We start from the raw sequence: 13554 nt of genomic DNA on the forward strand, positions 1-13554 counted from the left end.
CTTTTCCCTCGTCACCAGGAGGAAGACCGATGAATTCCGATGTGATCAAAGGTAAGTGGAAGCAACTCACCGGCAAGATCAAGGAACGTTGGGGCGATCTGACCGACGACGATCTCCAGGCTGCCGACGGACATGCCGAATACCTGGTCGGCAAGCTGCAGGAACGCTATGGCTGGTCCAAGGAAAGGGCTGAACAGGAAGTTCGCGACTTCAGCGACCGCCTGTGAGCAGGTAGAAAGAAGCCCCGCCGGGATAGATTGCCCGGCGGGGCTTTTTCATGGGCGCTGGATTCAGTCGCCGCGCCGGCTCTGGATGGCGCTGAGGTGGTTGCCCTCGAAACGGACGAAATACAGCATGCCGTTCCATGGGCCATAGATCCATTCCTGGACCTCGACCTCGTAGCGCTTGCCCCATTCCCCGACGACCTCGCGATAACCCAGGCTGTCGCGGCTGCGTGGCTCGCCGCAGCGCGCAAGAACGTCGGCGCTGCTGTCGCCGGTGCTGACCAGGCGGCTGCCGCAACGCAGCGAATCGGCCTGCGCATGTGCCAATGGCAGCAGGGACAGCAGCGCCACCAGGCCGGTACGCGGAAGCGAGCGATTCAACGCTTGAACTCGATGCGTTTCAGCTTGTTGGCTTCGAAGGTCAGGATGTAGGTCACGCCGTTGCGCGGGCCGTACACCCACTCCTCGACCTTGAATTCCCGCCGATCGTAGCTGCCCAGGGTATAGCCGACGTCGTCGCGGTGATCCGGATCGCCGCACTTTTGCTGTACTTCGAAGGCACGGTCGCCGACGCTGACCAGCGCGCTGCCGCAACGCATGGTGTCGGCCTGCGCGCTAGCGCAGGCGAGGAAGAGCAGGGGGGCCGCGAGGGCGGCGAATCGCTTGTGCAAGGTATCACTCGCTATCCAGGTGCAATTGGGTGTCGACATTACCCTTGACTTCGCCTTCGGCGAAACTGACGTCGATCAAGTAGATGCGATCGTCCGGCAACTGGCCTTTCTCCACCAGGTAATCCTTGATCCGGGTGGCCCGGGCCTGGCCGATCTGGCGCAGCAGCACCTGGCTCTTGGCCCAGGAAGCGATCACCGCTTCGCGCATCTTCGCGGTGCGTTCGTCGCTGTCCAGTTCTTTCCACTCGGCTGGTGGCTGCTGCTTCAGGCGGGTCCGGTAGATGCCTTCGAGCAGCGGTGCCTGCATGTTCTCCGGTACCTCGAGTTGCTTGGCGTCGCTCGGGACCTTGTCGCCGCGACGCTGGAGCATGCGGTAGTAGGTGTTCTGGTATTCCAGTTCGAGACGCTTGGCGCCGATCGAGGGACCGTCAGCCGCGGCGGAGGCCACGCCTTCCACTTCCAGGCGCAGCGCCGGCCGCTCCTTGAGCGCATCGGCGAGCTTGTCGAGGTTGGCCTGGGCTTCCGGCGTCAGCTCGTCGCTGCCCGCGGCGAAGGGTACCGTGCCGAGATCCTCGTTACCGCCGGCGGCGAGGCCGGCGATGAACTTGAACGGCGCCTGCACGGCGCGCAGGACCAGGTTGCGCAGGGTCTGCCAGACGATCGGCATGACGCTGAACTCCGGGTTGTTCAGATCACCGGCCACCGGCAACTGGATATCGATGTTGCCCTTGGTGTCCTTGAGCAGGGCTACCGCCAGCTTCACCGGCAGGTCCACGGCATCCGGGCTGTCGACCTTCTCGCCGAGTTGCAGGCCTTCCAGCAGGACCTTGTTTTCCGCCTTCAGTTGGCTGCGTTCGATCTGGTAGTGCAGGTCCAGGTTGAGTCGCCCCTTGCGGATGCGGTAGCCGGCGAACTTGCCGGAATAGGGCGTCAGGGTGGTCAGCTCGACGCGCTTGAAGCTGGTGGTGATGTCGAGCTTCTTCAGCGGGTCGAATGGGTCCAGTTCGCCGGCGATGGTCACCGGTGCGTACTTGTCGACCTTGCCCTTGATGTCCACCTTGGCCGGCTGCGAGTTGCGCGTGTCGAGGGTGCCGACTTCGCCGCTGAGCTGCTGGATGGCGGTACCGAACGGCGGCATCAGAGTCAGGTCGGCGAAGTTCGCCGAGCCGTTGTTGATCCGTACGCCGCCGATGTGGATGCCCAGCGGCTTGCTCGCCGGCGCGTTCTTGCTTTCGGCGGCGGCCTTGCCGGACGAACTAGCCGGTTGCGGGATGATCAGCTCGCTGACGTTGGTGCTGCGATCTTCGTTGATGATGAAGCGGGCGTAGGGCTCCTCGAAGGACACGCTCTGGATCGACAGGCTGTCCTCGTGTCGGTAGGCGAGGCCGTTGAGGGTCAGCTTGGTCCATTTGACGAAGTCGCGGTCCTTGATGGTATCCAAGGTATGCAACTGGCTGACTTCGGCGCTGCCGTCGACGCTGAAGGCCAGCGGCTCGACGCTCTTCAGGTCGACCGCCAGCTCGCTGCCAAGGAAGCCGCTGCGCAGTTCCAGGCGGATGAACGGCGAGATGTAGGCCTGGGCCACGCGCAGGTCGATGTCGCGGGTACTGACCTTGAGCCTGGCGCTGACCGGGTCGAGCACCACCTGGCCGCTGGCCTGGACCTGGCCGCGGTTGCCGAGGCCGGTCTTGAGCTTGAGGTCGAAGGGGGTCTTGCCGAGGCTGTCGACGTTCTGCAGGTCGAGGTCCAGCGGGCCGACTTCCAGCGGGACCTCGGTGGCCGGCTGGCGATCCACCAGGTGCGCCTTGTAGCCGCGCAGCTGGGCGTCGCGCAGGACGATGTGCCAGGGCTTGGCGGGCGTCTCCGCGGCGGCTTTCGTACTTTCCGGCGGAGGCGTCTTTGCAGTGCCGGCGAGCTGTTGCGGCTTGTCGTTGGCCGCCTTGTCGATCTCCGCAGTCTTGGCCGTTTCCTGCCCGGTTGCCTTGCCGGTCTTCGGAGCCTTGCTCGTCTCTTGCTTGGCTACCTTGTCGGCAGTGCCTTCCGCGACCTTGGCGGACTCTTTGTCGTCCGTTGCCCTTTCCGTCTCGGCGACGCTGGCGTCCTTCTCCGCAGGCCTGTCCTTGCCCGCGTCGCCCGAGGCTATCGCGGCTGCCTTGGCGGCACCGTCGGTTGCCGGTTCGCGGGTGGTCTGCGCCGCGTCGGCCGGGGCAGCGGCGGGATCGGTGTTTTCCGCCGGCTTGGGCGCAGGCGCCTTGCGTGGCGGCGGAGTGAAGTCGGCGAACAGTTTCTGCCAGTCTAGCTGGCCGTCCTTCTCGCGCGCGGCCCAGGCCTCCAGGCCCTGGCTGCGGACTTCGCCGAGCACCACTTCCTGCTTGGCCAGGTCCAGGGTGGTAGCGGCCACGTCGAGGCTGGCGAGCTTGGCCAGCGGCTTGCCCTGGGGCGAATTGATGCTGAAGTCGGCGAGTTTCAGCGCGGCTTTGTCGAGCAGCAGTTGGGTGTCCTTGGACAGGTCCAGGCGATAGTCGCTGGAGAGGCTGACCACGCCGTTCTCCAGCACCAGCGGGGCATTGTCGCGGACATAGGGCCACCAGGCCTTGAGCTGGATATCCTTGACGCTCAGGTGGCCCCTGGACGTGATCGGCACCAGGGTCAGGTCGCCTTCCCAGTCGAGGCGGCCGCCGTTCGGGCCGGTGGCGACCAGGGTCATCTTCGCGCCGTCGTCGGGCAGGGTGCTGAGGTTGTGCAGCTCGAAGCCCAGCGGATCGAAGCTGAAGTCCACCGGCTCGCTCGGTCGCAGGTCCTGGAAGTGCAGGCTGCCCTCGGCCAGTTGGATGCGGTCGATGCGCAGCGGGAACGGGTCGCTCGGCTGTTCCGGCTCGGGCGATTCGCTCGGCGGGATCCTGAACAGGCTGGCCAGGTTGAGCTGGCCCTTCTCGTCGAACAGCAGTTCGGTATGCGGACCTTCCAGCTCGACGTCGGCCAGGTGCAGCTGGCGTTTCCACAGGCTGTCCAGCTGCAGGTTGGCGTACAGCCGGCGGAAGGCCAGCTGGGGGTTCTTCTCGTCGCCCAGGCGCAGACCCCAGAGGGTCAATTCCAGGCTGAAGGGGTTGAATTCGATACGTTCGAGACGTGCGGGGACGGTGGCGTATTGCGCCAGTTGCTGGTTGGCGACGCGCAGCCCGATGCCGGGTATGAGCAGGAAGCCCAGCAGGCAATAGACGAGGAAGGTGATCAGCAGGGCGCTGACAGCGCGTTTCAGTCCTTTGGGCATGGCTCTCTTTCGTTTTCCGTTCTAAGCGGTGCGTTGGAGTATGGCACGGCCTCAAGGTTCCGACCGTGATTCGCGCCGTTTCAGAGCCTTTGGACGGGTATTCTTGCTGTCACGGCACGAAAGTTCAGTGGCTCACCGGCGGCAGCCCCATGCGCCGGCAGGCTCGATGCATCGAAGCGTTGCGCACCGCCCAGCGCAGCAAGGGTACGCTGCGCCTGACGCTGCCGCGGATCAGGCGGCGTTGCAGCGGACTGAACGGGAGGTCGAGCATCGATCCGGCCCATTCCGGCAACAGCTCGGCGCCTGCGCGCAGCATCAGCGCGCCGAACGGCCTGGCCAGGGTGCTGGGCGCCGGCGCGTTGAAGAGAATCCGCACCACTTCACGGGTGCGTTCGTCGCAACGCAGCCGCGGACGCATCGCCTCCAGGTAGGCGGCGATCTGCTCGCGGTCGCGCGGTACCGCGCGGGCGCCGAGGCGTTCGGCGACCAGGGCGATTTCCGAGTAGTAACGGTCCTGCTCGCTGCCCGGCAGGTCGGGATTGAGATAGCGCAGGTAGGACTTGAGAAAGCTGCTGACCTCGGCGACATGCACCCAGGTCAGCAGGTCCGGGTCGCTGGCGGAATAGGGCGTGCCGTCGGGCAACTGGCCGATGACGCTTTCGTGGATGCGCCGGACCCGCTCGATCAGTCGCTCGGCATCGGCCAGCGGGCCGTAGGTGGTGGCCGAGATGAACTGACCGGTACGACGCAGGCGCCCGAGCAGGTCGTCGCGGAAATTGGAGTGGTCCCACACCCCCGCCAGGGCCAGCGGATGGAGCATCTGCAGGAGCAGCGCGCCGATGCCGCCGATCATCATGCTGCTGAAGTCGCCGTGGACCTTCCAGCAGGCGGCGTCGGGGCCGAACAGGCCCGGATCGCCTTTCGGCGATTCGAAGTCGACACCGCCGACGGCGAGCCCGGTAAGGCTCAGCACCTGGCTTTCAATATGGCGACGGACGCTTTCCATGGGGGGCCCGCTACGACGGGGCAGGTACGAGCTTAACCCAGGCGCCGGAGCGACTGGAACCGTCCCGCGCCGCAGGGCGGCGGGACGGTTGCGCGGGTCAGCGGTTGAGGCGATTGTCGATCAACCCCTGCACCACTCCCGGATCGGCCAGGGTCGAGGTATCGCCGAGACTGTCCAGCTCGTTGCAGGCGATCTTGCGCAGGATACGCCGCATGATCTTGCCGGAGCGGGTCTTCGGCAGGCTGGGCGCCCATTGCAGGTGATCCGGCTTGGCGAAGCTGCCGATCTCCTTGCCGACCAGGGCCAGCAATTCCTGTTGCAGCGCCTCGCTGGGCTGACTGCCGGCCATCAGGGTGACGAACGCGTAGATGGCCTGGCCCTTCACGTCATGCGGGCAGCCAACCACCGCCGCCTCGGCCACCGCATCGTGCAGGACCAGCGCGCTCTCGACCTCGGCGGTGCCGATCCGGTGTCCAGAGACATTGATCACGTCGTCGACCCGGCCGGTGATCCAGTAGTAGCCGTCCTCGTCGCGGCGCGCGCCGTCGCCGCTGAAGTAATACCCGGGGTAGGGCTTGAAGTAGGTGTCGATCATCCGCTGGTGGTCGCCGTAGACGCTGCGGATCTGACTCGGCCAACTGGCCTTGATCGCCAGTACGCCGCTGCCCGCGCCGTCGATTTCCTTGCCTTTCTCGTCGAGCAGCACGGGTTGCACGCCGAAGAACGGGCGGGTCGCCGAGCCTGGCTTTAGCGCAGTGGCGCCGGGCAACGGGGTGATCAGGATGCTGCCGGTCTCAGTCTGCCACCAGGTATCGACGATGGGGCAGCGCTTCTCGCCGACCACCTGGTAGTACCACTCCCAGGCCTCCGGGTTGATCGGCTCGCCCACCGAGCCGAGCAGGCGCAGGCTGCTGCGCGAGGTCTGGCGGACCGGGGCGTCGCCTTCGCGCATCAGCGCGCGGATCGCGGTCGGCGCGGTGTAGAAGATATTCACCTGGTGCTTGTCGATCACCTGCCAGAAGCGCGAGGCGTCCGGGTAGTTGGGCACGCCCTCGAACATGAGGGTGGTGGCGCCGTTGGCCAGCGGGCCGTAGACGATATAGCTGTGTCCGGTGACCCAGCCGACGTCGGCGGTGCACCAGTAGACGTCGCCATCGTGGTAGTCGAACACGTACTTGTGGGTCATCGCCGCGCCGAGCAGGTAGCCCCCGGTGGTGTGCAATACGCCCTTCGGCTTGCCGGTGCTGCCGGAGGTATAGAGGATGAACAGCGGGTCCTCGGCGTCCATCGCTTCCGCCGGGCAGTCGGCTGAGGCCGCGTGGAGCGCCTCGTGGTACCAGATGTCGCGGCCTTCGACCCAGGGTATGTCGCCCTGGGTGCGCTCGACTACCACCACGGTGGAGACGTCCGGGCAGTCCTTCAGCGCCTTTTCCACATTCTGCTTCAGCGGGATGTACTTGCCGCCGCGCACGCCCTCGTCGGCGGTGATCACGGTGCGGCAGTCGGCATCGAGAATGCGGTCGCGCAGCGAGTCCGGCGAGAAGCCGCCGAACACCACCGAGTGCACCGCCCCGATGCGGGCGCAGGCGAGCATGGCGTAGGCGGCCTCGGGAATCATCGGCATGTAGATGCAGACCCGGTCGCCCTTTTCCACGCCGCGGCTCTTCAGCACGTTAGCCAGGCGGCAGACGTTGTGGTGCAGCTTGCGGTAGGTGATGTGCGCGGATTCGCTGGGGTTGTCGCCTTCCCAGACGATCGCGATCTGTTCGCCGCGGCGTTCCAGGTGGCGGTCGATGCAGTTGTAGGCGACGTTCAACTGGCCGCCCTTGAACCAGGTGGCCTGGCCTTTCCTCAGGTCGCCGTGGTGGACGCTGTGCCAGGGCTTGAACCAATCGAGGAAGGCCTTGGCCTGCTCGCTCCAGAACTCGTCGGGGTTCTCGACGGATTGGCGGTACAGGCGCTGGTAGTCGTCGTCGTTCAGGTAGGCACGCTGGCGGACGGCGTCCGGCACCGGGTGGACGCTGATCTCGAACATGGCGGTTTCCTTTGTTTTTCTGCTCCGCAAGGTGTCGAGAGACCGCACGCGGCCCCTCTTCAGGTTCGACCAAGGGTGGGCCAGGCGAGTGCCATGTTCAAGTGCCAAAGGCGCGAGCGGGGAAGGCGCCGGGGTCAATCGCAGGGCGGAATGAAAAAGCCCGGCCTAGGGCCGGGCTTTGGGGAGGGGCGGATCAGCCGCGATGGCGGCCGCGGAAGAAGTCGATCAGGCCTTGGGTGGAGGCGTCCTCGGCCGGGGTTTCCTCGCTGCCGACCAGGCGCGAATAGACACCCTTGCCGAGTTCCTTGCCAAGCTCCACGCCCCATTGGTCGAAGGCGTTGATGCCCCAGAGGATGCTCTGTACGTAGACCTTGTGCTCGTACATGGCGATCAGCGCGCCGAGGCGGCGGGCGCTGATGCGCTCGACCACCAGGGTGTTGCTCGGTCGGTTGCCCGGGATCACCTTGTGCGGCGCCAGGCGCTGCACTTCGGCTTCCGGCAGGCCCTTGGCGCGCAGTTCGGCCTCGGCCTCCTCGCGGCTCTTGCCGAGCATCAGCGCCTGGCTCTGCGACAGGCAGTTGGCGTACAGCCACTGGTGATGGTCGGCCACCGGGTTGTAGCTGCTCACCGGGACGATGAAGTCCGCCGGGATCAACTGGGTGCCCTGGTGCAGCAACTGATGGTAGGCGTGCTGGCCGTTGCAGCCGACACCACCCCAGATTACCGGCCCGGTGCCGCTGGTGACCGGCGTGCCGTCCTGGCGCACGCTCTTGCCGTTGGACTCCATGTCCAGTTGTTGCAGGTGGTCGGTGATATTCCGCAGATAGTAGTCGTAGGGCAGGATCGCGTGGCTGTTCGCGCCCCAGAAGTCGCCGTACCAGACGCCGAGCAGGCCGAGCAGCACCGGGATGTTGCGTTCGAACGGCGCGGTCTGGAAGTGCTGGTCCATGTTGTAGGCACCGGACAGCAGTTCCTTGAAGTTGGAGATGCCGATGGACATGGCGATCGGCAGGCCGATGGCCGACCACAGCGAGTAGCGGCCGCCGACCCAGTCCCACATGGGGAAGATGTTTTCCTCGCGGATGCCGAAGGCGATCGCGGCTTCCTTGTTGCTGGAGACGGCGATGAAATGGCGGTAGAGCTCTTCCTCGGTGCCGCCCTGGGCCAGGTACCAGGCGCGTGCGGCCTGGGCGTTCTTCAGGGTTTCCAGGGTCCCGAAGGACTTGGAGGAAACGATGAACAGGGTGGTCTCGGCGTTCAGGCGGCTGGCCAGTTCATGGAACTCGCTACCGTCGATGTTCGCCAGGTAGTGGCAGCGCACGCCTTTCTGGGCGAACGGCAGCAAGGCTTCGGATACCAGTTGCGGGCCGAGGAAGGAGCCGCCGATGCCGATGTTCACCACGTCGGTGATCGGCTTTTCGGTATAGCCGCGCCACAGGCCGTTGTGCACGTAGCCCACCAGCTCGGTCATCTGGTGCAGGACGCGGTGGACTTCCGGCATCACGTCGACGCCATCGACCAGCACCTTGTCGCCGATCGGTCGACGCAGCGCGGTATGCAGTACCGGCCGGCGTTCGGAGGCATTGATCGCCTCGCCGTCGAACATCGCCCTGATCGCGTCGCTCAGCCGTGCCTCCTCGGCCAGCTTCACCAGCAGGTCGATGGTGTCCTGGCGAATCAGGTTCTTCGAGAAGTCGAGGAACAGTCCACAGGCGCTGAAGGAAAACCGCTTGAAGCGCTCCGGATCGTCGATGAACGCCTGGCGCATCCTGAAGTCCTGCAGTTCCTGGCGATGGGCGGCCAGGGCGCGCCAACTGTCGAGTTGCGTGGCATCCAGCGGAGTGAGGTGGTGCTTCATGGCTGACCTTCTGGTTGGAATTCGATGGCGCACTTATTTGAACATGAAAAAGCCCGGATGAAACCGGGCTTTATCCAGAGGGGGCGAGGTCAGGCGACCTGTATCGGAATCGCCTCGCTGGTATGGCTGAGCTGGTTGCCCGGCGCCATGTACAGCATGCGCGGCTTGTGGCTGGCCAGTTCGGCTTCGCTGTAGTGTGCGTAGGCGCAGATGATCACGCGGTCGCCGACCTTGGCCTTGTGTGCCGCGGCGCCGTTCACCGAGATCATCTTCGAGCCGTTCTCGGCGCGGATCGCATAGGTGGTGAAGCGCTCGCCGTTGTCGACGTTGTAGATCTGGATCTGTTCGTACTCGCGGATTCCGGAGAGGTCCAGCCAATCGCCGTCGATGGCGCAGGAGCCTTCGTAGTCGAGGACGGCATGGGTGACTTCGGCGCGATGCAACTTGGCTTTGAGCATGATGGCGTGCATGGGGCGACTCCTATCGGGTCCGCGGGGGGCGGCAGAGTATGGCGAGTCCGTGGTGAGCGCTCAAGCCCCCGGGAACCGGGGGCTCGGCATGCGTCAATCGAGGTTGATTGAGAGGTTGTCGATCAGCCGCGTACTGCCCAGGTAGGCGGCGGCCAGGATCACCAGTTGGCGGTCGCCGGGTACCCCGGGGCGCAGGCTGATCGGCTCGCGGATTTCCAGGTAGTCGGGGCGCAGCCCGGCCTGTTCCAGGGCCTGGCGGGCGTCGGCGAGCAATGCCGGGAAGTCCTCGGCGCCGGCGCGTATGCGTTCGCCGAGCTGCCGCAGGGTGCGGTAGATCGCCGGGGCGGCGGCGCGCTGCTGCTCGTCGAGGTAACCGTTGCGCGAGGACAACGCCAGGCCATCGGCGGCGCGCACCGTCGGCTCGCCGAAGATCTGCACCGGCAGGTTGAGGTCGCGGACCAGCTTGCGGATCACCGCCAACTGCTGGAAATCCTTTTCGCCGAACAGCGCGAGGTCCGGCTGGACCATGTTCAGCAGCTTGCTGACCACGGTCGCCACGCCTTCGAAATGGCCGGGACGACTGGCGCCGCAAAGGCCTTCGGAGACGCCGGGAACATGGATGCGGGTCTGCCCGTCCATGCCGTCGGGGTACATTTCCTCGACGGTCGGGGTGAACAGCAGGTGGCAGCCGGCTTCGAGCAGGCGTTCCTGGTCGGCTGCGAGGGTTCGCGGGTATTTGTCGAGGTCTTCGCTGGGGCCGAATTGCAGCGGGTTGACGAAGATGCTGACGACCACGAAGTCGGCGCGTTCGCCGGCTTTCTTTACCAGCGCGGCATGGCCGGCGTGGAGGTTGCCCATGGTCGGCACGAAGCCGATGCGCTTGCCTTCGCTGCGGGCGCGCGCCACCGCGGCGCGCAGTTCACGGACGGTCTTGACGGTGTTCATGCGTTGAATCCGTGTTCGGCGGCGGGGAAGGACACGTCCTTGACGGCGCGGACGTAGGCCGCGATGGCGGCTGGGATGCTCTCCTGGCCTTGCATGAAATCCTTGACGAACTTGGGCGAGCGGCCGGTCAGCGAGAGACCCAGCATGTCGTGCATGACCAGCACCTGGCCATCGGTCGCCGCACCGGCGCCAATCCCGATCACCGGGATCTTCACCGCCTGGGTGATCTCTTCGGCCAGCACGCTGGGCACGCACTCCAGCAGCAGCATGGCGGCGCCGGCCTGCTCCAGGGCGATGGCATCGGCGCGCAACTGGCGCGCCTGGGTTTCCTGGCGGCCCTGGACCTTGAAGCCGCCGAACAGGTTGACCGCCTGCGGGGTCAGGCCGAGATGCGCGCAGACCGGCACGCCCATCTGTGCCAGGCGGGCGATCGGCTCCGCCAGCCAGGCCCCACCCTCCAGCTTGACCATGTGTGCGCCGGCCTGCATCAGGCGGACCGCGTCGGCAAGGGTCTGGGCCACGGAATGGCTGGATTCGAAGGCCAGGTCGGTGACGATCAGGGAACCTTTGTTACCGCGTTTCACGCAGGCCGTGTGATAGGCCATTTCCTCGTTGCTGACCGGCAGGGTGCTGTCGTGACCCTGCAATACCATTCCGAGCGAATCTCCGACCAGAAGCACGTCCACGCCGGCCTGGCTGGCGGTGTGGGCGAAGGTGGCGTCGTAGCAGGTCAGCATGGCGATCTTCTCGCCGCTCTGCTTCAACCCTTGCAGGGTGGTCAGGGTTACATCAGGCATGGAAAGGCTCCTCGTTGGGCCGGTGATGAGCCGGCGCGGGGCAAACGGCCACTTATAGTCCGGATGGGGTGGCTCGAAGTCAATTGCAGGTGTTACCGCATTGTTACGGCGTTACTGCCACTGCCGAACGCCGCGCCGCCTGCGGTTGCGCGCGCAGTGTACGCCCATCCGCGGCGTCCTTCGTCAGCTTTTCGGTAACAGTGTGAAGAGCCCGCCGCGAGGTATCCGCGCAGCGGCGGGCAGGCAGGGTCAGGCGCCCGGAAGGCGTTCGATGCCCTCGAACGGACAGGCCGCGAGCAGCTCCGGCAGGTGGCGGCCATCGGGCAGGCGCAGGTCGGGGGCGAGATCGGCGAGGGGATAGAGCACGAAAGCGCGCGCCTGCATGTGGTAGTGCGGCACCTTCAGGCGCGGCAGGTCGAGCAATTGTTCGCCGAACAGCAGGATGTCCAGGTCGAGCGTGCGCGGACCCCAGCGCAGGTCGCGGACGCGCCCCTGTTCCAGTTCGATGGCCTGCAGGGCGTCGAGCAGGTCGAGCGGCGCCAGGGTGGTGTCGAGGGCCGCCACGCCGTTGACGAAGCGCGGCTGGTCGGCGGGGCCGAGCGGGTCGCTGACATAGAGCGGCGAGACGGCGACCAGGCGGGTCTCGGGAAGCCGCTCGAAGGCATCGAGGGCAGCCTGGATCTGCTCGCGCGGTTCGGCCAGGTTGCTGCCCAGCGCCACGTAGACGCGCTGGATCATTCGCCGCTTCCGCCGCTGCCTTCCTTGCGCGGCCCGCGGCGCCGACGGCCGCTGTTGCCGCCGCGGCGACGCTTGCGCGGGGCGCTGCCGTCTTCCTGGCTGACCAGGTCGCGGATCATGTTGCGCCGCTCGCTGTCGCTGACTTCCTGGTAATCGGTCCACCATTGGCCGAGTCCTTCGGTTTCCTCGCCGGCACTTTCGCGCAGCAGGAGGAAGTCGTAGCCGGCGCGGAAGCGCGGGTTTTCCAGGAGCAGGTCGGCGCGCTTGCCCTGGCGTCGCGGCAGACGTTCCTGCATATCCCAGATCTCGCGGATCGGCAGGGTGAAACGCTTGGGAATGGCGATCCGCTGGCACTGTTCGCTGATCAGTTCGTGGGCGGCTTCCTGCATCGCCGGGATGGCCGGCATGCCTTTCTCCTGCAACTGCGCGACGCGTGCCGGCAGGGCCGGCCAGAGCAGTGCGGCGAAGAGGAAGGCCGGGGTTACCGGCTTGCCCTGGCGAATTCGCGCATCGGTATTGGCCAGGGCCTGGCGGATCAGCTTGCCGGTGTAGTCGGGGTTGGCCTGCAGTGCCTTGGCGCTGGCCGGGAACAGCGGCGCGAACAGTTCGTACTCGACCAGCAGTTCGAAAGTGCGCTCGGCCCGGCCGGCGAGGAACAGCTTGAGCACCTCGTCGAACAGGCGCGCCGAAGGGATTTCCCGCAGCAGCGGGGCCAGCCGGCGAATCGGCGTGGCGCTGTGCTTTTCGATCTCGAAGTCGAGCTTGGCGGCGAAACGTACCGCCCGCAGCATCCGCACCGGGTCTTCCAGATAACGCTGCTCCGGATCGCCGATCAGGCGGATCAGGCGATTGCGGATGTCGTGAACGCCATTGGCGTAGTCCAGCAGCCGCTCGCTGGTGACGTCGAAGTACAGGGCATTGATGGTGAAGTCGCGGCGCTGGGCGTCGTCTTCCAGGCTGCCATAGACGTTGTCGCGCAGGATGCGGCCGCTTTCGTTGCTGGACGCGCGGCTATCGCCATCGTCCTGGCCTTCCGGATGATGGGCGCGGAAGGTGGCGACCTCGATGATCTCGCGGCCGAAGTGCACGTGTACCAGTTTGAAGCGGCGGCCGATGATCCGCGCGTTGCGGAATTCGGCGCGGACCTGCTCCGGCGTGGCGCTGGTGGCGACATCGAAGTCCTTGGGAGCGATGCCGAGCATCTGGTCGCGTACGCAGCCCCCGACCACGTAGGCCTGGTAGCCGGCCCGCTGGAGGATCTCGACGACCTTGACGGCGTTCCGGCTGAACTGGTCCCGGCGCAGGGAGTGCTGGTTGTTACCGATGACTTCCGGGGTTGTACGGACGGCGCGCGGACGGCGCAGGGGGGAACGAATGGTCTGGATCAGCTTTTTCAGCATGGATGTGTTATCGGGAGCACGATGTGGGTGATTGCACGCCTGCGTTGCTCAAACAGGACGGACGTCGGGTAATGCTGCGGCATTATCAGGACCTCTCGGGCGAGGCGTGTTCTGTACCCGTTGAATGTTTGGCCCCGCG

At 65.8% G+C, this 13554-nt stretch carries 12 protein-coding genes; 1 reads left to right on the forward strand and 11 read right to left on the reverse strand.

Annotated features, from left to right (window positions below; genetic code table 11):
- The first annotated feature begins 29 nt into the window (after positions 1 to 29).
- Positions 30 to 227 carry a CsbD family protein gene (locus HMPREF2924_RS11675; protein ID WP_003095174.1) on the forward strand — a complete coding sequence of 66 codons (198 nt, stop codon included), beginning with the start codon at positions 30 to 32 and terminating at the stop codon, positions 225 to 227.
- A gap of 63 nt (positions 228 to 290) precedes the next feature.
- On the opposite strand, the gene HMPREF2924_RS11680 is transcribed toward HMPREF2924_RS11675, so the two are convergent.
- From HMPREF2924_RS11680 to HMPREF2924_RS11730, 11 genes are all read right to left on the reverse strand, one after another.
- Entirely contained in the window at positions 291 to 605 is a 315-nt protein-coding gene (locus tag HMPREF2924_RS11680; protein WP_003135234.1) for a DUF2845 domain-containing protein, read from the reverse strand.
- Positions 602 to 895: a DUF2845 domain-containing protein gene (locus HMPREF2924_RS11685; RefSeq protein WP_003125381.1), complete on the reverse strand. Its 294-nt coding sequence runs from the start codon at positions 893 to 895 to the stop codon at positions 602 to 604. Before HMPREF2924_RS11685 ends, HMPREF2924_RS11680 begins: the two co-directional genes overlap by 4 nt.
- A gap of 4 nt (positions 896 to 899) precedes the next feature.
- On the reverse strand, positions 900 to 4166 hold the full coding sequence (locus HMPREF2924_RS11690; protein WP_003135232.1) for a DUF748 domain-containing protein: 3267 nt from the start codon (positions 4164 to 4166) through the stop codon (positions 900 to 902).
- A 124-nt stretch (positions 4167 to 4290) separates the two neighbouring features.
- The gene (locus tag HMPREF2924_RS11695) at positions 4291 to 5172 is read right to left on the reverse strand and encodes an oxygenase MpaB family protein (RefSeq protein ID WP_003109315.1); all 882 of its coding nucleotides are present in this window, start codon (positions 5170 to 5172) and stop codon (positions 4291 to 4293) included.
- Between the two features lie 97 nt (positions 5173 to 5269).
- Positions 5270 to 7207 (reverse strand): acetate--CoA ligase, encoded by a 1938-nt coding sequence (gene acs / locus HMPREF2924_RS11700; protein ID WP_003135230.1) that lies wholly within the window; start codon positions 7205 to 7207, stop codon positions 5270 to 5272.
- A gap of 193 nt (positions 7208 to 7400) precedes the next feature.
- Positions 7401 to 9065, reverse strand: a complete 1665-nt coding sequence (gene pgi / locus HMPREF2924_RS11705; RefSeq protein ID WP_003100194.1) for a glucose-6-phosphate isomerase — start codon at positions 9063 to 9065, stop codon at positions 7401 to 7403.
- 89 nt (positions 9066 to 9154) lie between these two features.
- Complete coding sequence (panD, locus tag HMPREF2924_RS11710) at positions 9155 to 9535, reverse strand: aspartate 1-decarboxylase (protein WP_003095150.1); 381 nt, start codon at positions 9533 to 9535, stop codon at positions 9155 to 9157.
- 93 nt (positions 9536 to 9628) lie between these two features.
- On the reverse strand, positions 9629 to 10480 hold the full coding sequence (gene panC, locus HMPREF2924_RS11715) for a pantoate--beta-alanine ligase (RefSeq protein ID WP_003135226.1): 852 nt from the start codon (positions 10478 to 10480) through the stop codon (positions 9629 to 9631).
- On the reverse strand, positions 10477 to 11277 hold the full coding sequence (gene panB / locus HMPREF2924_RS11720) for a 3-methyl-2-oxobutanoate hydroxymethyltransferase (protein WP_003095147.1): 801 nt from the start codon (positions 11275 to 11277) through the stop codon (positions 10477 to 10479). The genes panC and panB overlap by 4 nt, the downstream gene beginning before the upstream one ends.
- Before the next feature lie 249 nt (positions 11278 to 11526).
- A complete protein-coding gene (folK, locus tag HMPREF2924_RS11725) occupies positions 11527 to 12015 on the reverse strand; it encodes a 2-amino-4-hydroxy-6-hydroxymethyldihydropteridine diphosphokinase (RefSeq protein ID WP_003100189.1) in 489 nt (162 codons plus the stop codon).
- Positions 12012 to 13415: a polynucleotide adenylyltransferase PcnB gene (locus HMPREF2924_RS11730; protein WP_003135224.1), complete on the reverse strand. Its 1404-nt coding sequence runs from the start codon at positions 13413 to 13415 to the stop codon at positions 12012 to 12014. Before HMPREF2924_RS11730 ends, folK begins: the two co-directional genes overlap by 4 nt.
- Positions 13416 to 13554 lie beyond the last annotated feature (139 nt).

The organism is Pseudomonas sp. HMSC063H08, from assembly GCF_001813645.1.
GTDB lineage: Bacteria > Pseudomonadota > Gammaproteobacteria > Pseudomonadales > Pseudomonadaceae > Pseudomonas > Pseudomonas aeruginosa.